The organism is Burkholderia sp. AU31624 (assembly GCF_020420065.1).
In the GTDB taxonomy this organism is placed as follows: domain Bacteria; phylum Pseudomonadota; class Gammaproteobacteria; order Burkholderiales; family Burkholderiaceae; genus Burkholderia.
Genome location: NZ_JAIZRT010000005.1, coordinates 370,169 through 397,074 on the forward strand (window position 1 = coordinate 370,169; position 26,906 = coordinate 397,074).

At 67.9% G+C, this 26,906-nt stretch carries 19 protein-coding genes; 10 read left to right on the forward strand and 9 right to left on the reverse strand.

Annotated features, from left to right (window positions below):
• Positions 1-41: 41 nt before the first annotated feature.
• On the forward strand, positions 42-2,618 hold the full coding sequence (locus LGM89_RS20785) for a [protein-PII] uridylyltransferase (RefSeq protein ID WP_089495102.1): 2,577 nt from the start codon (positions 42-44) through the stop codon (positions 2,616-2,618).
• Between the two features lie 16 nt (positions 2,619-2,634).
• Positions 2,635-4,503, forward strand: a complete 1,869-nt coding sequence (locus tag LGM89_RS20790; protein ID WP_226273776.1) for a pseudouridine synthase — start codon at positions 2,635-2,637, stop codon at positions 4,501-4,503.
• A gap of 90 nt (positions 4,504-4,593) precedes the next feature.
• Here the strand turns inward: LGM89_RS20790 and def are convergent, their stop codons facing one another.
• The 5 genes from def to LGM89_RS20815 form a co-directional block, all read right to left on the reverse strand.
• Positions 4,594-5,127 carry a peptide deformylase gene (def, locus tag LGM89_RS20795; RefSeq protein ID WP_039342702.1) on the reverse strand — a complete coding sequence of 178 codons (534 nt, stop codon included), beginning with the start codon at positions 5,125-5,127 and terminating at the stop codon, positions 4,594-4,596.
• Positions 5,124-7,199: an NAD-dependent DNA ligase LigA gene (gene ligA, locus LGM89_RS20800; protein WP_089473102.1), complete on the reverse strand. Its 2,076-nt coding sequence runs from the start codon at positions 7,197-7,199 to the stop codon at positions 5,124-5,126. Before ligA ends, def begins: the two co-directional genes overlap by 4 nt.
• A 166-nt stretch (positions 7,200-7,365) precedes the next feature.
• Complete coding sequence (locus tag LGM89_RS20805) at positions 7,366-8,649, reverse strand: cell division protein ZipA C-terminal FtsZ-binding domain-containing protein (RefSeq protein ID WP_089495105.1); 1,284 nt, start codon at positions 8,647-8,649, stop codon at positions 7,366-7,368.
• 85 nt (positions 8,650-8,734) lie between these two features.
• Positions 8,735-12,247 (reverse strand): chromosome segregation protein SMC, encoded by a 3,513-nt coding sequence (gene smc / locus LGM89_RS20810; RefSeq protein WP_175237113.1) that lies wholly within the window; start codon positions 12,245-12,247, stop codon positions 8,735-8,737.
• A 139-nt stretch (positions 12,248-12,386) separates the two neighbouring features.
• On the reverse strand, positions 12,387-13,328 hold the full coding sequence (locus tag LGM89_RS20815) for a DMT family transporter (protein WP_089495106.1): 942 nt from the start codon (positions 13,326-13,328) through the stop codon (positions 12,387-12,389).
• 159 nt (positions 13,329-13,487) lie between these two features.
• On the opposite strand from LGM89_RS20815, the gene dapC reads away from it, so the two are divergent.
• From dapC to cls, 6 genes are all read left to right on the forward strand, one after another.
• Positions 13,488-14,720 carry a succinyldiaminopimelate transaminase gene (gene dapC, locus LGM89_RS20820; RefSeq protein ID WP_226206905.1) on the forward strand — a complete coding sequence of 411 codons (1,233 nt, stop codon included), beginning with the start codon at positions 13,488-13,490 and terminating at the stop codon, positions 14,718-14,720.
• A 43-nt stretch (positions 14,721-14,763) separates the two neighbouring features.
• Positions 14,764-15,591, forward strand: a complete 828-nt coding sequence (gene dapD, locus LGM89_RS20825) for a 2,3,4,5-tetrahydropyridine-2,6-dicarboxylate N-succinyltransferase (RefSeq protein WP_014896723.1) — start codon at positions 14,764-14,766, stop codon at positions 15,589-15,591.
• The gene (locus LGM89_RS20830) at positions 15,591-15,959 is read left to right on the forward strand and encodes an ArsC family reductase (RefSeq protein ID WP_069248286.1); all 369 of its coding nucleotides are present in this window, start codon (positions 15,591-15,593) and stop codon (positions 15,957-15,959) included. Before dapD ends, LGM89_RS20830 begins: the two co-directional genes overlap by 1 nt.
• 90 nt (positions 15,960-16,049) lie before the next feature.
• A complete protein-coding gene (gene dapE, locus LGM89_RS20835; protein ID WP_226273777.1) occupies positions 16,050-17,189 on the forward strand; it encodes a succinyl-diaminopimelate desuccinylase in 1,140 nt (379 codons plus the stop codon).
• 11 nt (positions 17,190-17,200) lie between these two features.
• Positions 17,201-18,109 carry a 50S ribosomal protein L3 N(5)-glutamine methyltransferase gene (gene prmB, locus LGM89_RS20840; RefSeq protein ID WP_226206907.1) on the forward strand — a complete coding sequence of 303 codons (909 nt, stop codon included), beginning with the start codon at positions 17,201-17,203 and terminating at the stop codon, positions 18,107-18,109.
• Positions 18,110-18,217: 108 nt separating this feature from the next.
• Complete coding sequence (gene cls, locus LGM89_RS20845) at positions 18,218-19,657, forward strand: cardiolipin synthase (protein ID WP_226206908.1); 1,440 nt, start codon at positions 18,218-18,220, stop codon at positions 19,655-19,657.
• 63 nt (positions 19,658-19,720) lie between these two features.
• Here cls and LGM89_RS20850 read toward each other — a convergent pair whose 3' ends face one another.
• A complete protein-coding gene (locus tag LGM89_RS20850) occupies positions 19,721-20,200 on the reverse strand; it encodes a glutathione peroxidase (RefSeq protein WP_089425699.1) in 480 nt (159 codons plus the stop codon).
• Between the two features lie 136 nt (positions 20,201-20,336).
• Between LGM89_RS20850 and LGM89_RS20855 the strand changes: the two genes are divergently transcribed.
• On the forward strand, positions 20,337-22,268 hold the full coding sequence (locus tag LGM89_RS20855) for an ATP-binding cassette domain-containing protein (protein ID WP_089495112.1): 1,932 nt from the start codon (positions 20,337-20,339) through the stop codon (positions 22,266-22,268).
• Between the two features lie 209 nt (positions 22,269-22,477).
• On the opposite strand, the gene LGM89_RS20860 is transcribed toward LGM89_RS20855, so the two are convergent.
• The 3 genes from LGM89_RS20860 to alr all read right to left on the reverse strand — a co-directional run bounded on the left by LGM89_RS20860 (position 22,478) and on the right by alr (position 25,349).
• Positions 22,478-22,744, reverse strand: coding sequence for a DUF2866 domain-containing protein (locus LGM89_RS20860; protein WP_089495113.1), 267 nt, complete (start codon positions 22,742-22,744; stop codon positions 22,478-22,480).
• 146 nt (positions 22,745-22,890) lie between these two features.
• Positions 22,891-24,267 (reverse strand): DNA repair protein RadA, encoded by a 1,377-nt coding sequence (gene radA / locus LGM89_RS20865; RefSeq protein ID WP_089456623.1) that lies wholly within the window; start codon positions 24,265-24,267, stop codon positions 22,891-22,893.
• Positions 24,268-24,278: 11 nt separating this feature from the next.
• Positions 24,279-25,349: an alanine racemase gene (gene alr / locus LGM89_RS20870; RefSeq protein ID WP_089473110.1), complete on the reverse strand. Its 1,071-nt coding sequence runs from the start codon at positions 25,347-25,349 to the stop codon at positions 24,279-24,281.
• Positions 25,350-25,567: 218 nt separating this feature from the next.
• Here alr and lplT point away from each other — a divergent pair, with 218 nt between their 5' ends.
• Positions 25,568-26,875 carry a lysophospholipid transporter LplT gene (lplT, locus tag LGM89_RS20875; RefSeq protein ID WP_226273778.1) on the forward strand — a complete coding sequence of 436 codons (1,308 nt, stop codon included), beginning with the start codon at positions 25,568-25,570 and terminating at the stop codon, positions 26,873-26,875.
• Positions 26,876-26,906: the final 31 nt, after the last annotated feature.

Sequence of the window (26,906 nt, forward strand, 5' to 3'; positions counted from 1 at the left end):
CGTCGCGCCAGCCCGCCCCACCCGCACCTGAACGGCCGCCCATGAGCGCTCACGCAGCCCCCTCGCCCGAAGCGCTGTCGCGGCGCGCCGAATTCAAGGCCGCCAAAGCGGAGATGCTCGAGCGCTTTCGCCGCGCGGCGAACGTCGCGTCGCTGATGCACGCGCTGTCGAAACTCACCGACGAAGCGCTGAAGCGCGTGTGGGACGACTGCGGGCTGCCCGCGACGCTCGCGCTCGTCGCCGTCGGTGGCTACGGGCGCGGCGAACTCGCGCCCTATTCCGACGTCGACATCCTCGTGCTGCTGCCCGATGCGCACGATCCGGCCCTCGACGCCCGCATCGAGCGCTTCATCGGTATGGCGTGGGATCTCGGCCTCGAGATCGGCAGCAGCGTGCGCACGGTCGCGCAGTGCATCGAGGAGGCGTCGCAGGACGTCACGGTGCAGACCTCGCTGCTGGAAGCGCGCCGCATCGTCGGCAGCACCGCGCTGTTCGAACGCTTCACGGTGCGCTACCACGAGGCGCTCGACGCCCGCGCGTTCTTCACCGCGAAGGTGCTCGAGATGCGCCAGCGCCACGCGAAGTTCCAGGACACGCCTTACAGCCTCGAACCGAACGTGAAGGAAAGCCCCGGCGGGTTGCGCGACCTGCAGACGATCCTGTGGATCGCGCGCGCGGCCGGTTTCGGCAGCAGCTGGCGCGAGCTCGACACGCGTGGTCTCATCACCGATCGCGAGGCGCGCGAGCTGCGCCGCAACGAAGGTTTCCTGAAAACGCTGCGCGCGCGGCTGCACGTGATCGCCGGCCGCCGCCAGGACATGCTCGTGTTCGACCTGCAGACGCAGGCCGCCGAGAGCTTCGGCTATCAGGCGACGCAGGCCAAGCGCGCGAGCGAACAGCTGATGCGCCGCTATTACTGGGCCGCGAAAGCCGTCACGCAGCTCGCGACGATCCTGATCCAGAACATCGAGGCGCAGCTGTTCCCCGCGACGAGCGGCATCACGCGCGTGCTGTCGCCCGACCGCTTCGTCGAAAAGCAGGGCATGCTCGAGATCGTCGACGACGGCGTGTTCGAACGCCACCCCGACGCGATCCTCGAAGCGTTCCTGTTGTACGAGACGACCCGTGGCGTGAAGGGCCTGTCCGCCCGCACGCTGCGCGCGCTGTACAACTCGCGCGAGATCATGAACAACACGTGGCGCCGCGATCCGCAGAACCGCGACACGTTCATGCGGATCCTTCAGCAACCCGAAGGAATCACGCACGCGTTCCGGTTGATGAACCAGACGAGCGTGCTCGGCCGCTACCTGCTGAACTTCCGCCGCATCGTCGGCCAGATGCAGCACGACCTGTACCACGTGTACACGGTCGACCAGCACATCTTGATGGTGTTGCGCAATATCCGCCGCTTCGCGGTGGCCGAGCACGCGCACGAATATCCGTTCTGCAGCCAGTTGATCGGCAACTTCGAGCGCCCGTGGGTGCTGTATGTCGCGGCACTGTTCCACGACATCGCGAAGGGCCGCGGCGGCGATCACTCGACGCTCGGGATGGCCGATGCGCGGCGCTTCTGCCGCGAGCACGGCATTGCCGGCGACGATGCAGCGCTGATCGTGTGGCTCGTCCAGCATCACCTGACGATGAGCCAGGTCGCGCAGAAGCAGGACACGAGCGACCCGGAAGTCATCAAGCGCTTCGCCGAAGTCGTCGGCAACGAGCGGTACCTCACCGCGCTGTACCTGCTGACCGTCGCCGATATCCGCGGCACGAGCCCGAAGGTGTGGAACACGTGGAAGGGCAAGCTGCTCGAGGATCTGTACCGCATCACGCTCGCGGTGCTCGGCGGGGCCAACCCCGACGCGCATTCGGAGCTGAAGTCGCGGCAGGAGCAGGCGCTTGCGCTGCTGCGTCTCGAGACCGTGCCCGACGATGCGCATTGCGCGCTGTGGGATCAGCTCGATGTCGGCTTCTTCCTGCGTCACGACGCGGCCGACATCGCGTGGCAGACACGTGTGCTGTACCGGCACGTGAATGCCGAAACCGCGATCGTCCGCGCGCGGCCGTCGCCGATCGGCGACGCGCTGCAGGTGCTCGTATACGTGAAGGATCGCCCCGACCTGTTCGCGGGCATCTGCGCGTATTTCGACCGCAACGGGCTGTCGGTGCTCGACGCACGCGTCAGCACGACGCGGCACGGCTATGCGCTCGACAACTTCATCGTCACGCAGACCGAACGTGACGTGCGGTATCGCGACATCGCGAATCTCGTCGAGCAGCAACTCGCGTCGCGACTCACCGAAACCGCACCGCTGCCGGAGCCGTCCAAGGGCCGCCTGTCGAGGCTGTCCCGGACGTTTCCGATCACGCCGCGCGTCGACCTGCGGGCCGACGAACGCGGCCAGTACTACATCCTGTCCGTGTCGGCCAACGACCGGCCAGGCCTTCTCTATTCGATCGCGCGCGTACTCGCCGAGCATCGGATCGGCGTCCACGCGGCGCGGATCAATACGCTCGGCGAACGCGTCGAGGACATCTTCCTGCTCGCGGGTGCCGGCCTGTCCGACAACCGCCTGCAGATCCAGCTCGAAACCGAATTGCTGCGTGCGATCGCAGTCTGAATGAATCCCAGCGTTTATGCGCACCAAATTAACCGTCAAGAATCCGAAGCCGGCGTCGCCGACCCGCGCCCCTGTCCGCTCCGGCAGCCTCGTCGCCCGCAAGGCGGTGCGTCCCGCTACGCCTCCCGCCGGGGACAAGCCGGCCCGCCCGAAGAAAGCGTCCCCGGCCGGCGCCGGCGAACGCACGTTCAAGCCGCGCGCTGCCGCGGGCGCCGAGCGCCCGGGCGCGGATCGCGCACCGGCCAAGCGTGCACCGCGTGACGGCGGTGCGGAACGCGGCACGCGCGCCCCTTATCGCGACAACGCGGCCGGGGAAGGCGCGAAGCGCAGCTTCGGCGACCGCCGCACGTCGTCCGATCGTCCGCCGCGCCGCGATGACGACGCGCGGCCGCGTCGTGCAGGTGGCGAAGGCGGTGCACGCGCGCCGTATCGCGACAGCGCAGGCGGTGAAGGTGCAAAACGCAGCTTCGGCGACCGTCGTACGTCGTCGGATCGTCCGCCGCGCCGCGATGACGACGCGCGGCCGCGTCGTGCAGGTGGCGAAGGCGGTGCACGCGCGCCGTATCGTGACAACGCAGGCAGTGAAGGCGCGAAGCGCAGCTTCGGCGATCGTCGCCCGTCGTCGGATCGCCCGCCCCGCCGCGATGACGATGCACGTCCGCGCCGCGCAGGTTTCAGTGAAGGCAACGCACGCGCGCCATACCGCGACAACGCAGCCGGCGAAGGCGCGAAGCGCAGCTTCGGCGACCGCCGCACGTCGTCCGATCGTCCGCCGCGCCGCGATGACGATGCACGGCCGCGTCGTGCAGGTGCAGGCGAAGGCGGCACACGCGCGCCGTATCGCGACAACGCAGCCGGCGAAGGCGCGAAGCGCAGCTTCGGCGACCGCCGCACGTCGTCCGATCGCCCGCCGCGCCGTGATGACGATGCCCGCCCGCGCCGCTCAGGCGCCGACGACGGCAAGCGCCCGTCGTATCGCGACAAGCCTGCCGGCGAAGGTGCGAAGCGCAGCTTCGGCGACCGTCCGGCCCGCCCCGCACGCGACGGCGAGCGCCGCTCGTTCGGTGCGGTCAAGACCGCGCAACCGGTCAAGCGCGCCGCCGCCGACGTCGACTACGGTGACGAATCGGGCCTGATGCGCCTGTCGAAACGGATGTCCGAGCTCGGCATGTGCTCGCGCCGCGAAGCCGACGAATGGATCGAAAAGGGCTGGGTGCTCGTCGACGGCGAACGCATCGACACGCTCGGCACCAAGGTCCGCGCCGACCAGAAGATCGAGATCGACGAACGCGCGAGCGCCGCGCAGGCCGCGCAGGTGACGATCCTGCTGCACAAGCCGGTCGGCTACGTGTCGGGCCAGGCGGAAGACGGCTACGAGCCCGCTGCCGTGCTGATCACGCGCGCGAACCGCTGGAGCGGCGACCATTCGCCGGTACGCTTCTCGCCGCAGCACTTGCATGCCCTCGCACCGGCCGGCCGCCTGGATATCGATTCGACCGGCCTGCTCGTGCTGACGCAGAACGGCGTGATCGCGAAGCAGTTGATCGGCGAGCAGTCGGATATCGACAAGGAATACCTGGTACGCGTGCGCTTCGGCGAGCGGCTCATCGACATCGACCAGCACTTCCCCGCGGAATCGCTCGCGAAGCTGCGCCACGGCCTCGAGCTCGACGGCGTCGCGCTGAAGCCCGCGATGGTGAGCTGGCAGAACGGCGAGCAGTTGCGCTTCGTGCTGCGCGAAGGCAAGAAGCGCCAGATCCGTCGCATGTGCGAGCTGGTGGGCCTCGACGTGATCGGCCTGAAGCGCGTCCGGATGGGCCGCGTGATGCTCGGCGCACTGCCGCAGGGTCAATGGCGCTATCTGTCGGCCGACGAGACGTTCTGATCGCCGGCGCCTACACGTGCACCATGCAATGAGAAAGCCCGCGCAAGCGGGCTTTTTTCTTGTCTGCGAGACGCCGGCGAAGCCGGCCGATCAATCGTCGGAAGCCGGATCGAGCCCCGGGAACAGCACTTCCGTGAAGCCGAAACGCGTGAAGTCGGTGATCCGCATCGGATACAGCTTGCCGATCAGGTGATCGTATTCGTGCTGGACGACGCGTGCGTGAAAACCGTCGGCCACGCGGTCGATCTTCTCGCCGTACTGGTCGAAGCCGCTGTAGCGCACCTTCGCGTAGCGGCTGACGACGCCGCGCATGCCCGGCACCGACAGGCAGCCTTCCCAGCCCTCTTCCATGTCCGGCGGCAGGTACTCGATCTTCGGGTTGATCAGCACGGTCTCGGGCACCGGCGGCGCGTCCGGGTAGCGGTTGTTGTTGCCGAAGCCGAAGATGATGATCTGCAGCCCGATGCCGATCTGCGGTGCAGCCAGGCCAGCGCCGTTCGCGTGGTGCATCGTCTCGAACATGTCCGCGACGATCTCGTGCAGTTCGGGTGTATCGAACCGCTCGACCGGCTTGGCGACTTCGAGCAGGCGCGGATCGCCCATCTTCAGGATCTCGCGAATCATGGCGTATTACCCTCCAGGAGTTGGTGCAGGCCGTCTTCGTCCAGCACGGGGATGCCGAGTTCCTCGGCCTTCGCGAGCTTGCTGCCGGCTTCGGCGCCCGCGACCACGTAATCCGTCTTCTTCGATACCGAACCGGCCACTTTCGCGCCCGCCGCTTCGAGCATTTCCTTCGCGGCATCGCGCGTGAGCGTCGGCAGCGTGCCCGTCAGCACGACCGTCTTGCCGGCCAGCACGCCCTGCGGCGCCTTCGGCGCGGGCGGCCCTTCCGGCCACGTCACCTTGCCCGGCGCGCGCAACTGCTCGATCACGGTCCGGTTGTGCTCTTCCGCGAAGAACTGATGGAGCGACTCGGCGACGATCGGCCCGACGTCGTTGACTTCGAGCAGTTCTTCGATCGACGCGTCCATGATCGGCGTCAGCGAGCCGAAATGCTTGGCGAGATCCTTCGCGGTCGATTCGCCCACGTGACGGATGCCGAGCCCGTAGATGAAGCGCGCGAGCGTCGTATGCTTCGCCTTCTCGAGCGAGTCGAGCAGGTTCTGTGCCGACTTCTCGGCGAACCGGTCGAGCTCGGCGAGCGTCGCAAAGCCGAGATTGAACAGGTCGGCCGGCGTGCGCACGAGATTCAGCTCGACGAGCTGGTCGATGATCTTCTCGCCGAGCCCGTCGATGTCGAGCGCGCGGCGCTGCGCGAAATGCCACAGCGCCTGCTTGCGCTGCGCCGGGCAGAACAGGCCGCCCGTGCAACGCGCGATCGCTTCGTCCGGCAAGCGCTCGATCTTCGAGCCGCACACCGGGCATTCGGTCGGCATCACGAATTCGGCCGCATCGGCCGGGCGCCGGTCGAGCAGCGCGCCGACCACCTCGGGGATCACGTCGCCCGCGCGGCGCACGATCACGGTATCGCCGATCCGGATGTCCTTGCGGCGCACCTCGTCCTCGTTGTGCAGCGTCGCGTTCGTCACGGTCGCGCCGCCGACGAATACGGGCTCGAGGCGCGCGACCGGCGTGATCGCGCCGGTGCGGCCGACCTGCACGTCGATCGCGACGAGCCTGGTCAGCGCCTCCTGTGCGGGGAACTTGTGCGCGAGCGCGAAGCGCGGCGCGCGCGACACGAAGCCGAGACGCTCCTGTTCGTCGCGCCGGTTGACCTTGTAGACGACGCCGTCGATGTCGTACGGCAGCGACTCGCGCTTCTCGCCGACCTTGCGGAAGAAGTCGAGCAAGCCCTCGGCGCCGTGCACGACCGCGCGCTCGCGGTTCACGGGCAGGCCGAGCGACTCGTACCAGTCGAGCAGCGCGCTGTGCGTATCGGGCATCGGCATCCCGTCGAGCACGCCGATCCCGTACGCGAAGAACGACAGCGGACGCTGCGCGGTGATCTTCGAGTCGAGCTGGCGCAGGCTGCCGGCCGCCGCGTTGCGCGGGTTCGCGAATTCGCGCTGCTCGGCCGCGCGCTGGCGTTCGTTCAGGCGTGCGAAATCGCGCTTGAACATCAGCACCTCGCCGCGCACGTCGAGTACAGCCGGCACGTTCTTGCCCTTCAGCTTCAGCGGAATCGAACGGATCGTGCGCACGTTCTCGGTCACGTCCTCGCCCGTGGTCCCGTCGCCGCGCGTCGATGCCTGGACGAATACGCCCTGCTCGTAGCGCAGCGAGATCGCGAGACCGTCGAACTTCAGCTCGCATGCGTATTCGACGGGCTCCGTCACCGAGCCGGCGAGATCGGTCGTCTTGTCGAGCGCGTCGGCGACACGCTTGTCGAATGCGACGATGTCCTCGTCCGCGAAACCGTTGTTCAGCGACAGCATCGGCGCGTCATGGACGACCGGCGTGAAGCCGCCGGCCGCCTCGCCGCCGACACGCTGCGTCGGCGAATCGGGCGTCACGAGTTCCGGATGGTCGGCTTCGAGCTGCTGCAGTTCGCGGAACAGCCGGTCGTATTCGGCGTCGGGCAGATCCGGCTGGTCGAGCACGTAGTAGGCGTAGTTCGCCCGCTCGAGTTGATCGCGCAGCCACGCGGCACGCGCGTCGGGCTGGCTGGCTGGCGGTTCGGCTTGGGTTCGGGCCATGCTGGCGGCAGAGTCGTTCTGAAAAATCGGAATTCCGATTATCTCAGTTTGACGCCGCAGCGGGGGCACGCGATGCGAGCCGCGCGGGCCCGCTGCAGTGCACACAAGCACGGTGCATTGCAGCGACGGGCGACGGCACCGAAAGCCGCCGCCCGCCGGGCGCGCGTTACTGGCTGAAGAGGCGGCGCGTGACCGGCGAACCGGCCGGGATGCCGGCTTCCTCGAGCTTCGCGTACAGCTTCATCAGTTGCTGATCGATCGCGACCAGCGTCGATTCCGGCAGCGGCCGCCGCGAATCGTCGACGACCCGCGCGCCGATCCGCTCGGACAGCGACTTCGCGTAGTCGCACATCAGCCGGAACGGCAGGATGTCCTCTTCGGCGACCGGCACGTCGAGCACCAGCGTGATCATGTTGCCGCCCTTGTACGTGAGGTCGTCGCGCAGGAAGTTCGTGTCGCCGAACTGCAGCATGAACACGGGGTTCTGCTTCGCGTCGAGCTTCACGAAACGCGTGCCGTCGCGCGACAGCAGCAGCCCGTCCTGCGACGCGACCGCCTGCACGTAGTTCGCCGACCACGGCGCGCCGTCCGACATCACGTTGATCGACAGCTGCGCGTCGCACTGCGCGGCGAACGCGTCGAGCTCGCGCGCCATCGCGACCGTTTCCATCATGTCCGGGAATTCCGGCGCGCCGTCGATCGCGTCGGCGAACTGCTGGACGCCCGTCACGAATTCGGAGAACTCGAGCTCGTTCAGCGCACCGCTGCGGTTCGCGAGCTGCGCGGCCGCGCGCAGCTCCTCGTAGCGCACGCCGTTCTGCAGCAACTCCCACTGGCCGCCTTCCGGCTTGCCTTCAATGTGCACGGGCTTGCTGCCCGCGCGGCGCAGCCGCTGCGCGGCCGGCAGGATCTTGTCGCCCGGCAGCGACCCGCCGAGGCGGATCGGCACGATGCAGTCGATCCGGCGGTCGACGATCGCCGGCGGAGCCGACGAGATCGTCGTGGCGGCCGGCAGCACGGGTTCGGCCGGCTCTGCCGGTTCAGCGTGCGTGTCGTGCGCGGAAGCCGGTGCGGCTGCCTCGCCGGCAACCGGCTCGACCGACTCGGCCGGTGCATCGATACCGGTCGCCTCGGCCTGCAGATCGGCCGGCGTATCGGCAGGTGCCGCTCCACCGAACGTCGGCTCGACGCGCGCGACTTCGGCCGGCGTGCCGCCCGTGGCGGCCGCCGGGGCCGGTGCCGCGGGCTCACGCCGCACCGGCTGGCGCACCGGCTCGATGAACGGCAATTCTTCCTCGCGCTCGGGGCGGTTCATCGCCTCGGCCGCTTCCTCCGGCATCGGGCGCGGCATCCTGCGCCGCACCTTCGCGCCCTGCCATGCGTTGTAGACCACGACGCCGCCCACCACGACGGCGCCCGCGCCGATCAAACCGAGTGTCAACTCGTCCATGCACGCTCCATCAGCAATTCTTGTTCGTCGGAACCGCGAACGGGCGCCCATGCGCCGCGCGAACGCGGTCCGGTTTCGTCAAACGTCAATTCTGGGCAAAACCCGCGGCGGTTTCCATGTCCACCGCAACGATCCGCGACACGCCCTGCTCCTGCATCGTCACGCCGATCAGCTGCTGCGCCATTTCCATCGCGATCTTGTTGTGCGAGATGAACAGGAACTGCGTCTTGTCGGACATCGCGCGCACGAGATTCGCGAAACGCTCGGTGTTCGCGTCGTCGAGCGGCGCGTCGACCTCGTCGAGCAGACAGAACGGCGCCGGGTTCAGCTGGAACATCGCGAACACCAGTGCGGTCGCGGTCAGCGCCTTCTCGCCGCCCGACAGCAGGTGGATCGTCGCGTTCTTCTTGCCCGGCGGCTGCGCCATCACCTGCACGCCGGCATCGAGGATTTCGTCGCCCGTCATGATCAGCTTCGCCTGGCCGCCGCCGAACAGGCGCGGGAACAGGTCGCTGAAGTGACGGTTGACCTCGTCGAAGGTGCCTTGCAGCAGCGTGCGGGTTTCCTGGTCGATCTTGTGGATCGCGTCCTCGAGCGTCGTGATCGCGTCGATCAGGTCGGCCGACTGCGCGTCGAGGAACACCTTGCGCTCGCTCGCGGCCTTCAGCTCGTCGAGCGCGGCCATGTTCACCGGGCCGAGCGCGTTGATCGCGTTGTTCAGGCGCGTGACCTCGCCCTGCAGGTACGACGGTTTCAGATCCGGCGTGAGCTTCGCGGACAGCGCCACCTCGTCGACCTCGGCCGTCACGAGCTGCTCGGCGAACTGCTCGACCGACAGGCGCGCGGCCTGCTCCTTCAACTGCAATTCGGTGATGCGGTCGCGCAACGGCTGCAGCGAGCGCTCGGCGACGAGGCGCTGCTCGTCCGACGCACGCAGCTTCGCGGTCAGGTCGTCGAGTTCGATCCGCGCGGCCTGCAGCGCCTCTTCCTTCACCGCGCGAATCTCGAGCGCGTCCTGCAGGCCCGTGTGCGCGGTCTGCTCGTTGATCGTCTCGAGCTCGGCGCGTGCGTCTTCCAGCGACGCGGCGACGCGCTCGCTCTGCTCGTGCGCGACCTGGATGCTGCGCTTGAGCTCGTCGATCCGCGTCACGGCATTGCGTGCGGCGAAGCGCGCGTCGTTCGCGCCGCGCTCCAGGTCACGCGCTTCCTGACGCGCCTGCGTCAGCGATTCGTCGAGTGCCTCGAATGCGAGCTGATTGTCCTCGAAGCGCGCCTGCAGTTCGGCCAGTTCGCCGTCGAAACGCTCGAAATTCGCTTCCGACTCCGCGCGCATCGCGCGCTGCTCTTCGATCTGCGCGCCGATTTCCTCGAGTTCCTCGCGGATCTGCGTGCTGCGCTGCGTGTAACGTTCGTGCGCCTGCGCAAGCTTCAGCACGTCCATCTGCAGCGCATGCACGCGCTGCGTCGCACGCTCGGCCTGCGCGCGCACGTCGCCGAGCGCCTGCGTGGCCTGCGTGTGAGCGGCCTCCGCGCGGACAGCGGCCGTGCGCGCCTCGTCGGCGAGCAGCGCCTGCGCGCGCACCTGGCGCGTCAGGTTTTCGATTTCCTGCTGGCGGGCCAGCATCCCGGCCTGCTCCGAATCGGCCGCATACAGCTGCACGCCGACGCGCGTGACGATATGGCCGGCCTTGACGACGAACGCGCCGCCTGCCGGCAGCTGCGTGCGTGTCGCGAGCGCCTGCGCGACGTCGTCGGCGACGTACACGTTGCCGAGCCAGTCGTTCAGCACCGCGCGGATACCCGCATCGTCGATGCGCACGAGCGACAGCACCGGACGCAGACCGGCCACGGCCGCCGGCGGTTCACCGGCCGCGGGCGGCGCATAGAACGCGAGCTTCGCGGGCGGTGCGTCGGTGGCAAAAGCCTTCACCCAGTCGAGATTCGACACTTCGAGCGCGGCCAGGCGCTCGCGCAGCACGGCCTCGAGCGCGGCTTCCCAGCCGGCTTCGACATGCAGCTTCTTCCACAGACGCGGCAGTGCGCCGAGCTCGTGCTTGTCGAGCCACGGCTGCACCTTGCCTTCGGTCTGAACATTTTCTTGCAGCTGCTTCAGCGCGGCGAGACGCGCCTCGAGCTGGTGGATCTGCGCGGCTTCGGCCTGCACGCGCTCCTGCGCGGCACGGCGTTCGCCATCGAGGCGCGGCACCGTTTCCTGCGCGTCGGCGAGGCGCGCCTGCGCTTCGGCCAGGATCTCTTCCTGCTCGGCGAGCTGCATGCGCAGCTCTTCGAGCTGAGCCTCGTCCGGCGCGTCGAGCCCACCCGCTTCGCTCTTCAGGCGCTCATGGCGCTGCTGCAGCTGCTGGAGCTGCTGGTCGGCGTTGCGCTGGTGCGCGGCTTCGAGCTTCAGCGACTGTTCGGTCTGCGCGATCCGCGCGCGCTCGTCGTTGAGCTGCGCCTGCGCATCGCGGAATTTCGCTTCGAGCGCCGGCAGCGCATCGTGCTTCGCGGCGGCGTTGTCTTCGGCGAGCGCGGCCTTCTCGTCGGCCATTGCGCGCGCTTCTTCGGCTTCCTCGAGCTCGTCCTGCGCCTTCTCGGCCTGCGCGCGCCATTGCTCGCGCTGCGCATTCAGTGCGGCGATCTGCGCCTGCACGCGATTGCGCGATTCGACGATGAACTTGATCTCGGCTTCGAGGCGGCTCACCTCGGCGTTCGCTTCGTAGAGCGAACCCTGCGCGCCCTGCATCGCGTCGCTTGCCGAATAATGGGCGACGCGCAGCGTCTCGAGCTGCGCCTCGACCTCGCGCAGCTTCGCCGTTTGCGCCTCGAGGTCGATCTGCGCCTGTTCGATCGCGCGCTGCTGCTTCTGCTGCTCGCCGGCGGCCTCGTTCTTGCGCAGCAGCCACAACAGGCGCTGCTTCTCCTCGCCGTCGGCGACGAGTTCCTTGTACTTGGTGGCAACGACAGCCTGCGCCTCGAGCTTCTCGAGGTTCGCGCCGAGTTCGCGGACGATGTCCTCGACGCGGGTCAGGTTCTCGCGCGTGTCATGCAGGCGGTTCTCGGTCTCGCGGCGGCGTTCCTTGTACTTCGACACGCCCGCGGCTTCCTCGAGGAACACGCGCAGCTCTTCCGGCTTCGCCTCGATGATCCGGGCGATCATGCCCTGCCCGATGATCGCGTACGCACGCGGCCCGAGGCCGGTGCCGAGGAAGATGTCCTGGATGTCGCGGCGGCGCGCCGGCAGGTTGTTGATGTAGTAACTCGACGTGCCGTCGCGCGTCAGCACGCGCTTCACGGCGATCTCGCCGTACTGGCCCCACTGGCCGGCCGCGCGGCCGTCGGAGTTGTCGAAGATCAGTTCGACACTGGCCCGGCTGCCGGGCTTGCGGGCGGTCGAGCCGTTGAAGATCACGTCCTGCATCGATTCGCCGCGCAGCTCGGAAGCGCGCGACTCGCCGAGCACCCAGCGCACGGCATCGATGATGTTGGACTTGCCGCACCCGTTCGGGCCCACCACGCCGACAAGCTGGCCCGGAACCTGGAAATGCGTGGGATCGACAAAGGATTTGAAGCCAGCGAGTTTGATCGAGCTCAGACGCACGGCGGTATCGGATGTGAAGAAGGTGTGAAACGGACGGAGCCGCACTGCGCGAGGCCGGACAGCCCATGCGCGCGATGCGCTCCGGAATTCAAAAGCGGGGCCGCGCGCATACAGCGTTGGGCCCCGCAAACGGCTTCCATCATACCATCGCGCGTGCGGCGTCCCGACCGTCGCCGGGTTTGTCCGGTGCCGGCGCGGCACGATGGACCCGGCTCGACAGCAGCGTCGCCAGCACGATGCACGCGCCGCCCGCCCACTCGCGCGCGCTCGGCAGCTCGTTCGCGAACACCCAGGCCGACAGCGCGGTGATCACGATCTCGAACAGCATGATGATCGACGCACGGTTGGCCGGCACGCGCGCCAGCCCGTACTGCACGAGCAGGTTGTTCGACGCCATCGTCACGCCGATCGCGACGATGATCAGCACGGCCGTGCCGAGGTGGCCGCCCGCCGGCGCAGCCGGGATCCCCTCGAACAGCGACGCGATCGCGCCGAACACCGCCGCGCCGCCGAACAGCGTCGCGGTACGCATCTCGGCGCGCATCTCCGGCAACTCGCGGCTCGCCTTGATCACGAGCACGTTGCTCATCGCGAAGCTCAACCCGGCCGCGAGCCCGGCCCATTCGGCCGGGGTGGCCGGCAGCGGCAGGCCGAGCGTCGGCGACCACAGCATCAGCATCGCGCCGCCGATCGACAGCGCCGCGAGCCCCGCGCCGGCCCAGGTCAGCCGCTCGCGCAGCAGGAAGTGCGCGTAGATCGCGGTCCATGCGGGGGTCAGGTAGAACAGCAGCATCACGCGCAGCACCTCGCCGTGGATCGTCCCCCACACGAACCCGAGGTTCGTCACGCCGGCCGTCACCGCGATGCCGGGCAGCACCCAGTGCCAGCGCAGCGTCGCGATCGTGCGGTGGCGCGCGACGATCACAAACAGGAACGCGACGAGGCTCGTCAGCGCGCTCGCCAGCGTGCCCGTCACGCCGAGCGACGCCAGGATCCGCAGCGGATACCAGATCAGGCCCCATACCGATGCGCCGACCAGGATGGCCAGCGTCGGCAGGCTGCCGCGTACCGCGTTATTCATTTGGTTCAATACCCTTTATTCGACCGGCCCGGCCGCCGTTCCGGCAGGCCGTGACCGCATTCCGTCACGCTATAATCGTCCGTTGCGACCCGCGCGCCGTCGGCGCCCGTTCGCAGCCGCGCGGCGCGCCCGCCGCTTCTTTCGCTCCAACCGGCCGCGATGGCCGCTTCGCCCGTGAACCCTCGACTCGACTCGCTCCAGCCCTATCCCTTCGAAAAGCTGCGCGCCCTGTTCAAGGACGTGACGCCCTCCGGCGCCCTCAAACCGATCAGCTTCGGCATCGGCGAGCCCAAACATGCGACCCCGGCGCTGATCCGCGACGCCGTGGTAGCCGCGCTCGACGGCCTCGCGTCGTACCCGGCCACCGCCGGCTCGGACGCGCTGCGCACATCGATCGCGCACTGGCTCGAGCGCCGCTACGGGCTGCCGGCCATCGATCCGGCCACGCAGGTGCTGCCCGTGTCGGGGTCGCGCGAGGCGCTGTTCTCGCTCGCGCAGACGGTGATCGACGCACGCCCGGCCGAACAGGGCGAGAAGGCGATCGTACTCTGTCCGAATCCTTTCTATCAAATTTACGAGGGCGCGGCGCTGCTGGCCGGTGCCGAACCCTATTTCGCGAACAGCGACCCGGCCCGCAACTTTGCGTGCGACTACGCGTCCGTGCCCGACGCAGTCTGGGCGCGCACGCAGCTGCTGTACGTCTGCTCGCCGGGCAATCCGACGGGCGCCGTGCTGACGCTCGACGACTGGCGCGAGCTGTTCACGCTGTCCGACCGCCACGGTTTCGTGATCGCGTCCGACGAGTGCTATTCGGAAATCTATTTCGACGAAGCGGCGCCGCCGCTCGGCGGCCTCGAGGCCGCGCACCGTCTCGGCCGCGGCTTCGAGCGGCTCGTGATGCTGTCGAGCCTGTCGAAGCGCTCGAACGTGCCGGGCATGCGCTCGGGCTTCGTCGCCGGCGACGCGGCGCTGCTGAAGAAATTCCTGCTGTACCGCACGTACCACGGCGCGGCGCTGTCGCCGGTCTGGCAGCACGCGAGCATCGCCGCGTGGAACGACGAGGCGCACGTGCGCGAGAACCGCGCGCTGTACCTGCAGAAGTTCAATACCGTCACGCCGATGCTGGCCGACGTGATCGACGTGAAGCTGCCCGACGCGGCGTTCTACCTGTGGGCCAACGTGTCGCGCACCGGGCTGTCGGACACCGAGTTCGCCCGCCGCCTGTACGCCGACTATAATGTGACGGTTCTGCCCGGCTCGTACCTGGCGCGTGATGCGCACGGCACGAATCCGGGCCGCGATTTCATCCGGATCGCGCTCGTCGCGGGCACCCCCGAATGCGTCGAGGGCGCGCAACGCATCGTCGATTTCTGCCGCTCTCTCGCGCGGTAATCGTCCATCCGATCAATTCCATCCATCTCCTGCGAAAACGAACATGTCGCAACAACTTCAGCAAATCATCGATACCGCCTGGGACAACCGCGCCGAGCTGTCGCCGAAGGCCGCACCGGCCGACGTCCGCGAAGCCGTCGCGCACGCGATCGAGCAGCTCGACAAAGGCGCGCTGCGCGTGGCCGAGAAGATCGACGGCAACTGGACCGTGCACCAGTGGCTGAAGAAGGCCGTGCTGCTGTCGTTCCGCCTGGAGGACAACGCGCCGATGCCCGCCGGCGGCTACTCGCAGTTCTACGACAAGGTGCCGTCGAAGTTCGCGAACTACACCGCCGAAGATTTCGCCGCGGGCGGCTTCCGCGTCGTCCCGCCGGCCATCGCGCGCCGCGGCTCGTTCATCGCGAAGAACGTCGTGCTGATGCCGTCGTACACGAACATCGGCGCGTACGTCGACGAAGGCACGATGGTCGACACGTGGGCCACGGTCGGTTCGTGCGCGCAGATCGGCAAGAACGTGCACCTGTCGGGCGGCGTCGGCATCGGCGGCGTGCTCGAGCCGCTGCAGGCCAACCCGGTCATCATCGAGGACAACTGCTTCATCGGCGCGCGCTCGGAAGTCGTCGAAGGCGTGATCGTCGAGGAAAACTCGGTGATCTCGATGGGCGTGTACCTCGGCCAGAGCACGAAGATCTACGACCGCGAGACGGGCGAAGTCAGCTACGGCCGCATCCCGGCCGGCTCGGTCGTCGTCGCCGGCAACCTGCCGTCGAAGGACGGCTCGCACAGCCTGTACTGCGCGGTGATCGTCAAGAAGGTCGATGCGAAGACCCGCGCGAAGGTCGGCCTGAACGAGCTGCTGCGAGGCGACTGATGGCAAAGCCGCACACCGTGGTCGTCTACGGCATTCCGAACTGCGACACCGTGAAGAAGGCCCGCGTGTGGCTCGACGATCACGGCGTCGAATTCGAGTTTCACGACTTCAAGAAGCTCGGTGTCAGCGCACCGCTCGTCGAGGACTGGCTGAAGGACGTGTCGCTCGACGCGCTCGTCAACAAGCGCGGCACGACGTGGCGCGGCCTGGACGACGCGATGAAGGCGGCCGCCGAAACGAAGGCCGGCGCGGTCGCGCTGATGATCCACAAGCCGTCGGTCATCAAGCGCCCCGTGCTGGTAGTCAACGGCCGCGTGAAATCGCTCGGCTTCGTGGCCGATCAATACGCGGCGCTGTTTGCCGCATAGGGCTGCCCGCGCTGCGCCTGTCGGCGCAGCCCGACGTCTTGTCGCTGCCGGCCACCGCGCCGGCATTTTTTATCGAAAGTGGTCCGAACCATGTCCGCCACCCTAGCCCTTACCGAACAGCTGATCGCCCGCGCATCCGTGACGCCCGACGACCAGCATTGCCAGCAGATCATGACCGAGCGCCTCGCCGCGCTCGGCTTCGAATGCGAGACCATCGCGTCGCACGGCGTGACCAACCTGTGGGCCGTCAAGCGCGGCACCGACGGCCGCGACGGCAAGCTGCTCGCGTTCGCGGGCCACACCGACGTCGTGCCGACCGGCCCGCTCGAGCAATGGAGCTCGCCGCCGTTCATCCCCGCCCATCGTGACGGCAAGCTGTACGGCCGCGGCGCGGCCGACATGAAGACGTCGCTCGCGGCGTTCGTCGTCGCGTCCGAGGAATTCGTCGGGGCCCATCCCGGCCACCGCGGCACGATCGCGTTCCTGATCACGAGCGACGAGGAAGGCCCCGCCACCGACGGCACCGTGAAGGTCGTCGAGCTGCTCGAAGCACGCGGCGAGCGCATGGACTACTGCATCGTCGGCGAGCCGACGTCGACCGCCGAGCTCGGCGATGTCGTGAAGAACGGCCGCCGCGGCTCGATGTCGGGCGAACTCGTCGTCAAGGGCGTGCAGGGCCACATCGCGTATCCGCACCTCGCGAAGAACCCGATCCACCTGCTCGCGCCGGCGCTCGCCGAGCTCGCCGCCGAGCAGTGGGACGAAGGCAACGAATACTTCCCGCCGACCACCTGGCAGGTGTCGAACCTGCATGCCGGCACCGGCGCGACCAACGTGATTCCCGGCCACGCCGACCTGCTGTTCAACTTCCGCTTCTCGACCGCCAGCACCGTCGAAGGCCTGCAGGCACGCGTGCACGCGATCCTCGACAAGCATGGCCTCGAATACACGCTGAAGTGGTCGGTGAGCGGCCTGCCGTTCCTCACGCCGCGCGGCGAGCTGTCGGGCGCGCTGGAAAACGCGATCCGCACCGAGACCGGCATCACGACCGAGCTGTCGACCACGGGCGGCACGTCGGACGGCCGTTTCATCGCGCGCATCTGCCCGCAGGTGATCGAGTTCGGCCCGCCGAACGGCAGCATCCACAAGATCGACGAGCACATCGAAGTGCGCTTCGTCGACCCGCTGAAGAACGTGTACCGCCGCGTGCTCGAACAACTGATCGCCTGATGGAGCCTCGCATGACGACACCTTTTGCCACTGTTCGCGACCTGCTGCGCTACGCGGTCACGCGCTTCTCGAAAGCGAAGCTCGCGTTCGGCCACGGCTCCGACAACGCATACGACGAAGCGGCCTACCTCGTGCTGCGCACGCTCGACCTGCCGCTCGACACGCTCGAGCCGTTCCTCGACGCGCGGCTGCTGCCCGACGAAATCGCGGCCGTGCTCGCGGTGATCGAACGGCGCGCGGCCGACCGCGTACCGGCCGCGTACCTCACGCATGAAGCGTGGATGCACGGCCACCGCTTCTACGTCGACGAACGCGTGATCGTGCCGCGCTCGTTCATCGGCGAACTGCTCGACGACGGGCTGCAGCCGTACGTCGCCGATCCCGAGCAGGTCGGCGCGGTGCTCGAACTGTGCACGGGCTCCGGCTGCCTCGCGATCCTCGCGGCGAGCGCGTTCCCGAACGCCGAGATCGACGCGGTCGACCTGTCCGACAAGGCGCTCGAAGTCGCCGAGATCAACGTACGCGACTACGGCCTCGAAGACCGTGTCGCGCTGCACCGCGGCGACCTCTACGCACCGCTGCCCACGTTCCGCACCGATCCGGGCTCGCGCTACGACGTGATCCTGACGAACCCGCCGTACGTGAACGCGGCGTCGATGGCCGCGCTGCCGCCCGAGTACCGGCACGAGCCGGAGATGGCGCTCGCGGGCGGCGACGACGGGATGGACATCGTGCGACGCATCGTCGCCGAGGCCCATCGCTGGCTGCACGACGACGGCGTGCTCGTCGTCGAGATCGGCAACGAGCGCGAGCACGTCGAAGCCGCGTTCGGCGGCCTCGAGCTCACGTGGCTGCCCACCAGCGCGGGCGACGACGCCGTGTTCCTGATCCAGGCGTCGGACCTGCCCCGCAAGGCCTGAGCCTTCCCGGCTCGCCCACCGTGCGGTGCACCGTTGCGCCGCACGGTTGGGTAAGATGCGCGTAGGCGGCCGCCCGGCCGCGCGACCTCAGGAGTCCGACACGCGCCCATGACCCTCGACTGGCTACATCTCGGCACCCTGATCCTGACCATCCACGTGCTCGGGATCGTCGCGGCGTTCCACGCGATCATGAATACGCGTACGTCGCAAGGCGCGATCGCGTGGGCCGTCTCGCTCGCGGCCATGCCCTACCTGACGCTCATTCCGTACCTGTTCCTCGGCCGCAGCAAGTTCTCAGGCTACGTGGACGCCCGGCGCCACGAGCTGGAAATGTTGCGCATGCACACGCCGCGCTCGCCCTGGCTCACCACCGACGCGACCGACGGGCCGGCCGCCGACGCAATCGGCCAGGCCGCGGTGCTCGCGCTCACGCGCCTCGGCGGCATGCCGTTCCTCGGCGGCAATTCGGTGCGCACGCTCGTGAACGGCGACGCGACGTTCTCGGCGATCCTGGCGGCCATCGACGCCGCGCGCGACTACGTGGTGGTGCAGTTCTTCATCGTGCGCGACGATGCGCTCGGCCGGATGCTGCGCGACTCGCTGCTCGCGCGCGCGGCGGCCGGCGTGCGCTGCTGCCTGCTGTACGACAGCATCGGCAGCTTCGACCTCCCGCACAGCTACGTCGACACGTTGCGCCGGGGCGGCGTCGAGGTTCATCCGTTCGCGACCAACCGGAAGTTCGTCAACCGTTTCCAGCTCAACTTCCGCAACCACCGCAAGATCGTCGTCGTCGACGGCAATTGCGCGTTCGTGGGCGGCCACAACGTCGGCGTCGAGTATCTCGGCGCAAAGCCGCGCCTGTCGCCGTGGCGCGACACGCACATCGAGATTCGCGGCCCGGTGGTCGCGAGCATCCAGTACGTGTTCGCCGAAGACTGGCACTGGGCAACGCAGAAGCTGCCGCCGCTCGCGTTGCCCCCGCCCGCGCAGCCCGGCGACAACATGCATTGCCTCGCGGTGCCGATGGGGCCGGCCGACAAGCAGGAGACGGGCTCGCTGTTCTTCGTCGAGGCGATCAATGCCGCGCGCGAGCGGGTCTGGATCACCACGCCGTACCTCGTCCCCGACGAAGCCGTGATCGCCGCGCTGAAGCTCGCCGTGATGCGCGGCGTCGACGTGCGCATCCTGATCCCGAGCCGGCGCGATCATTACGTGGTATTCGAGGCGTCGAAGCTGTACGCGCGCGACCTGGTCGATGCGGGCGTCAAGGTGTTCCGCTACCGGCCCGGCTTCCTGCACCAGAAGGTCGTGCTGATCGACCGCATCGCGGCAGCGATCGGCAGCGCGAACCTCGACAACCGCTCGTTCCGCCTCAATTTCGAGATCATGGTGCTGACCGTCGATCGCACGTTCGCCGACGAAGTCGAGACGATGCTCGATGCCGATTTCGCGCAGGCGTACGAGGTCGATGCGAGCGAATACCGCCAATCGCCCGCCTGGCGGCGCATCGCGATGCACGTCGCGCGGCTGTTCGCCCCGATCCTCTAGCGGCCGGGACGGCGGCGGCGCCCGTGCGATCCGCACCGGCGCCGCGAACGCCGCCGGCAGCCGTCACAGCAGCTTGTCGATATCCGCGGCGATTTCGTCCGGCTTGGTTGACGGCGCGTAGCGCTTGACGATGCGCCCTTCGCGATCGACCAGGAACTTCGTGAAATTCCATTTGATCGCCTTGAGACCGAGAATGCCGGGCGCCTCGTCGGTCAGGTAGCGGTACAGCGGATGCGCATGGTCGCCCTTCACGTCGATCTTCGCGAACATCGGGAACGTGACGCCGTAATTGCGCTCGCAGAACGCACCGATCTGCGTGGCGTCGCCGGGCTCCTGCTTGCCGAACTGGTTGCACGGGAAGCCGAGCACATAGAAGCCGCGCGCCGCGTACTGGTCGTACAGCTTCTGCAGGCCCGCATACTGCGGCGTGAAACCGCACTCGCTCGCGGTGTTGACGATCAGCAGCACCTTGCCGCGATACGCGTCGAGCGAGGCCGGTGCGCCGGCAAGCGTCTCTGCGCTGAACGAATACAGGGTGGACATCGGGCACTCCTTTTATGAAACCGGATCGACGTGGAGTCTAGGCGAAATTGCCCCGTTGCGGCATCCGCCGAACGGCCAATGCCCGGCGCGAACGGCGCGCAGTCTAGAATAGCGGTTTTGGCCAGTCATTTCCGCCGTGATCCGTTTCAATCAGTTCAGCCTTGCGCGCGGCACCAAGCCGCTGTTCGAGTCGACCTCCTTCGTGCTCAATCCCGGCGAGAAAGCCGGCCTGATCGGCGCGAACGGCGCCGGCAAGTCGACCCTGTTCTCGGTCCTGCGCGGCGAGCTGCACTCAGACGGCGGCGATTTCTCGATGCCGCCGTCGTGGCGAATCGCCCATGTGTCGCAGGAAACGCCCGCCGTCGACCGCTCGGCGCTCGACTACACGCTCGACGGCGACGCCGCGCTGCGCGAGATCGAGGCCCGCATCGCCGCCGCGTCCGCCGCGCATGACGGCGCCGCCGAAGCCGACGCGCACGCGGCGTTCGCCGACGCCGACGGCTACACCGCGCCCGCCCGCGCCGAGGCGCTGCTGCTCGGCCTCGGCTTCACGCTCGCGCAGACGCGCGAATCCGTCGCCAGCTTCTCCGGCGGCTGGCGCATGCGCCTGAACCTCGCGCAGGCGCTGATGTGCCGTTCCGACCTGCTGTTGCTCGACGAACCGACGAACCACCTCGACCTCGACGCGATCGTCTGGCTCGAAGACTGGCTGCACCGCTACCCCGGCACGCTCGTCGTGATTTCGCACGACCGCGAATTCCTCGATTCGATCTGCAATGTCACGCTGCATCTGGAAAACCGCCAGGTGAAGCGCTATGGCGGCAACTACTCGCAGTTCGAAGTGCTGCGCGCGCAGCAACTGGCGCTGCAGCAAAGCGCGTACGAAAAGCAGCAGAAGACGATCGAGCACCTGCAGAGCTTCGTCGACCGCTTCAAGGCCAAGGCGACCAAGGCCAAGCAGGCGCAGAGCCGGATGAAGGCGCTCGAAAAGATGGAGCTGATCGCGCCTGCGCACATCGCGTCGCCGTTCACGTTCGAATTCCGCACGCCCGATGCCGCGCCGAACCCGATGATGGTGATGGAAGACGTCCGCTGCGGCTACCACGCCGACGGCGGAGCGGAAATCCCGATCGTCGAACGCGTCGCGCTGTCGATCCAGAACGGCCAGCGCATCGGCCTGCTCGGCGCGAACGGCCAGGGCAAGTCGACGCTGATCAAGACGCTGGCCGGCACGCTCGCGCCGCTGTCGGGGCACGTCCGCGACGGCAAGGGGCTGACGATCGGCTATTTCGCGCAGCACCAGCTCGAAACGCTGCGCGAGGACGATTCGCCGCTCGCGCATCTGGCACGGCTCGCGCCCGACACGCGCGAGCAGGAACTGCGCGACTTCCTCGGCGGCTTCAACTTCTCGGGCGATATGGCGACCACGCCGGTCGGGCCGTTTTCGGGCGGTGAAAAGGCACGCCTCGCGCTCGCGCTGATCATCTGGCAGAAGCCGAACCTGCTGCTGCTCGACGAACCGACCAACCACCTCGACCTCGAAACGCGTCATGCGCTGACGATGGCGCTCGCGCAGTTCGAAGGCACGCTGATCCTCGTCTCGCATGACCGTCACCTGCTGCGCGCGACGACCGACCAGTTCATGCTGGTCGCGAAGCACCGGCTGCAGCCGTTCGATGGCGACCTCGACGACTACCGCGACTGGCTGCTGCAGCACGCGGCCGAGCAGCGCGCGGCCGCGAAGGCCGACAGCGCGGCCTCTTCGGGTGCGAGTGCCGCAGCCAACCGCAAGGACCAGAAGCGTCAAGCGGCCGAGGAGCGGCAGCGCCTGTCGGTGCTGAAGAAACCGCTGCAGACGCGCATCACGAAGCTCGAAAAGGAAATGGAGACACTGCACGCGGAGAAGGCGCGTCTCGACGCATTCGTCGCCGACCCGGCGAGCTACGAAGCCGAGCGCAAGACGGAACTGACCGACGCGATCCGCAAGCTCGGGGACGTCAACACGCGTCTCGAAACGGTCGAGTCCGACTGGCTCGCCGCGCAGGAAGAGCTCGAGCAGATCGGCTGACCGCCGTCGCGGCACGGCCGGCCACTATGCCGATACGCCGGCCCTGCGCGCCGGCTGCCTCTGCGCCCGGCACCCTGGCATCGCGGCGCGGCGAAAGACCATCCGGCCCTCGGGAGGCCCAGATGCGACAAGGCCGGGCGCTCGGGCCCGGCCTGATCATTCACTACCGTCGTCGCACCGTTCTCCGGCTGCTCGCCGCGCTTGCCGGCTCAGCGTCGCGGCAACGTGTCGCGCGGCAGCTGCTCGTCGTCGCCCATCAGGTGCCGGCGCCCCTCGGTCGGCCGCCGGATCGCCGCGGCGACTTCCGCTTCCGTCACGTCCTCGGACACGACCTTGCGCGCCAGGCGCCCCTCGTCGTCGATCCATTCGACGATCCGGCATCCGCCGCCCCAGGGCTGGCGAATCGGCTCCGACACGCGGCAGCCACGCAGGTTGTAAAGGCGTCCGCTCGGCGCTTCCCCGTACGATTTCAACATAGGTTCCCTTCGCATTGCGCGGTTCGACAATCCGGCAAAGGATAGGGAAAAGCGATGTCCGTCGGGTTACATAACCCTACATCTTCTTTACAGCGAATTACGTGACAGATCGCCCGCACGCATGGCCCGGGCGGCTGCCGGGCCGGTCACTCGAGATCGCGCACGCGATCGATCGCCTGTTCGAGCCGATCGACGGCCATCACGTTCAACCCTTCGATCGGCTGCTTCGGCGCATTCGCCTTCGGGATCAGCGCGGACGTGAAACCGAGCTTCGCCGCCTCGCGCAGCCGCTCCTGCCCGCGCGGGGACGGCCGGATCTCGCCCGCCAGCCCGACTTCGCCGAACACGATCAGCCCCTTCGGCAGCGCCTTGTTGCGCATCGACGAATGGATCGCCAGCAGCACCGCCAGGTCGGCGGCCGGCTCGGTGATCTTCACGCCGCCCACGGCATTGAGGAACACGTCCTGGTCGAAGGCCGCGATGCCCGCGTGCCGGTGCAGCACCGCAAGCAGCATCGCGAGCCGGTTCTGCTCGAGGCCGACCGCAAGCCGCCGCGGGTTCGGCACGTGCGCCGTATCGACGAGCGCCTGGATTTCGACGAGCAGCGGGCGCGTGCCTTCCTGCGTGACGAGCACGCACGAGCCGGGCACGACCTGCTCGTGCTGCGACAGGAACAGCGCGGACGGATTCGCGACACCGCGCAGCCCGCGCTCGGTCATCGCGAACACGCCGAGCTCGTTGACCGCGCCGAAGCGGTTCTTGAACGCGCGCACGAGCCGGAACGACGAATGCGTATCGCCTTCGAAGTACAGCACCGTGTCGACGATGTGCTCGAGCACGCGCGGGCCGGCCAGGTTGCCTTCCTTGGTCACGTGCCCGACCATGATGATCGCGGTGCCCGACTGCTTCGCGATACGCGTGAGCTGCGCCGCGCACTCGCGCACCTGCGCGACCGAGCCCGGCGCCGACGTGAGCGCTTCCGAATAGACGGTCTGGATCGAGTCGATCACGGCCACGTCCGGCCGTTCCGTGTCGATCGCGGCCTGGATCTTCTCGAGCTGGATCTCGGCGAGCAGCTTCAGCTCATCCGCCGGCGCACCGCCGTCGAGCAGCGCAAGTCGTTGCGCGCGCAACGCGATCTGCGCGGCCGATTCCTCGCCGCTGATATAGAGCGCGCGCCGCTCGCTCGCGATGTCCGCGAGCGACTGCAGCAGCAGCGTCGACTTGCCGATGCCCGGATCGCCGCCGATCAGCACGACGCCGCCCGGAACCAGCCCGCCGCCGAGCACGCGGTCGAATTCGCCGATGCCGGTCGAGAAGCGCGGCACGTCGGCCGCTTCGATGTCGACGAGACGCTGGACGGGCGCCCGCTTCGCGAGCGACTGGAATCGGTGTGCCGACGGCGATTCGGCGGCCGATTCAACCAGCGTGTTCCAGGCCTGGCACGACGGGCATTGCCCCTGCCACTTGGGGGTCTGTCCGCCGCACTCGCTGCAGACGTATACGGTTTTCTGTTTGGCCACGCGCAACGCCCTTATTCCGCGCGCACGGGCACGCGGCCGGCGACCGCGCACATCAGCTCGTAGCCGATCGTGCCGCAATGGCGGGCGACGTCGTCGATCGGCAGTGCGTTGCCCCACAGCTCGACGCGCGCGCCGACACCGGCCTGCGGGCACGGGGTCAGGTCGACGGTGATCATGTCCATCGATACGCGACCGACGATCCGCGTGCGGATGCCGTCGACGATCACCGGCGTGCCTTCGGGCGCGACCCGCGGATAGCCGTCCGCGTAACCGCACGCGACCACGCCGATCCGCATCGGCGCCTGCGCGGAGAACGTCGAGCCATAGCCGATGGCCTGGCCCTTCCCGATCGTCTGCACCGCGATCAGCTCGGATGCGAGCGTCATCGCGGGCTTCAGCCCGGTATCGGCGATGTCGGACGACAGCCCGGACGGCGACGCGCCGTACAGCACGATCCCCGGGCGCACCCAGTCGAAGTGGGTATCCGGATGCCACAGCACGGCAGCGGAGTTCGCGAGGCTGCGCGCGCCGGCAATGCTTTCCGCGCCGCGCTCGAACGTCGCGAGCTGCTCGGCGACGCCGCGCTCGTTGTCCGCATCCGAAAAATGGGTCATCAACGTGATCTGGCCGATGCCGGGGCACGCGCGGGCGCGCTCCCATGCGGCACGGTATTTTTCCGGCAGGTAGCCGAGCCGGTTCATCCCGCTGTTCATCTTGAGCTGCACGTTGACGGGCTTCGACAGCCGCGCCGTTTCCAGCATCCGCATCTGCTCGTCGTTGTGGACAGTCGTCGTCAGGCTGTAGCGGTCGATCACGTCGATGTCGGTCGAGCGGAAGAACCCTTCGAGCAGCAGGATCGGGCCGGCCCAGCCGAGCTCGCGCAGCTTGACGGCCTCGTCGAGGTCGAGCAGCCCGAAGCCGTCGGTGCCGCGCAGGCCGGGAAACACACGCGCGAGACCGTGACCGTACGCGTTGGCCTTGACGACCGCCCAGACCTTGGACGGGCCGGCAAAGCGGCGGACGACGGAGAGATTGTTCGCGAGAGCGGCGGTATGGATGGTGGCGGAGATCGGGCGCGGCATGGGAAATTTACGTAAAGACGCTTGCGAATCATCAGCTTACCGCGCCTTTTGAGCACTGAAGCCGACAATTTGCGGAACGATCGGGGAATCTTGCTAGTCCGAATTGGCGTATTTTCATGTTATAAAGCCGTGCGCACAACCCATTTCGAACGGAATAAGCCGATCGCACACCAGGCGGCCTACGCGGCCCTGCCGCAGCGACGAAAGCATCGCATCAGATGAAAAAAGGTTTTTACACCATCATGGCCGCGCAGTTTTTCTCGTCGCTGGCCGACAATGCGCTCCTCATCGCCGCCATCGCCCTGCTGAAAGACCTCCACGCCCCCAACTGGATGACACCGCTGTTGAAGCTGTTCTTCGTGTTGTCCTATGTGGTGCTGGCGGCCTATGTCGGCGCCTTCGCGGATTCGCGCCCGAAGGGCCGCGTGATGTTCATCACCAACTCGATCAAGGTCGTCGGCTGCATGATCATGCTGTTCGGCGCCCATCCGTTGATCGCGTACGGGATCGTCGGGTTCGGCGCGGCGGCCTACTCGCCCGCGAAATACGGCATCCTCACCGAGCTGCTGCCGGCCGACCGGCTGGTCGCCGCAAACGGCTGGATCGAAGGCACGACCGTCAGCTCGATCATCCTCGGCACCGTGCTGGGCGGTGCGCTGATCAGCCCGCACATCGCGTCGCACGTGATCGCGCACACGCCCGCCTGGATCGGCACGCCCGCCGAGGCGGCGATGGCGATCATCATGGCGATCTACGTGATCGCCGCGCTGTTCAACCTCCGCATCCCCGATACGGGCGCACGCTACCCGAAGCAGGAACGCGGCCCGGTCAAGCTCCTCACGGATTTCGCCGACTGCTTCATGGTGCTGTGGCGCGACAAGCTCGGCCAGATCTCGCTGGCGGTCACGACGCTGTTCTGGGGCGCGGGCGCGACGCTGCAGTTCATCGTGCTGAAGTGGGCTGAAGTGTCGCTCGGCATGTCGCTGTCGGAAGGCGCGATCCTGCAGGCCGTGGTCGCCGTCGGCGTCGCAGCCGGCGCCATCGCCGCCGCCGCCCGAATCCCGTTGAAGAAGTCGCTGACCGTGCTGCCCGTCGGCATCATCATGGGCATCGCGGTGATGCTGATGGCGTTCTACACGCGCGACCTGTTCCCGTCGCACTGGGCCATCCACTTCGGCCACCTGCGCATGCCCGTGTACCTGATCATCGCGTACATCTTCCTGATGTGCGTCGGCGCGTTGTCCGGGTACTTCGTCGTTCCGATGAACGCGCTGCTGCAGCATCGCGGCCACGTGCTGCTGTCGGCCGGCCACTCGATCGCGGTGCAGAACTTCAACGAGAACCTGTCGGTGCTCGTGATGCTGTGCCTGTACGCGGTGCTCGTGTGGCTCGACGTGCCGGTCGGCGTCGTGATCGTGCTGTTCGGCACGTTCGTCTGCCTGACGATGTGGCTCGTGATGCGCCGCCATCAGGCGAACCAGCGCCAATTCGACTCGGTCGCGCTGATCGGCGAATCGCGGCACTGACGCTACACTTCCCGTTTCCGTCCGCCGGCGC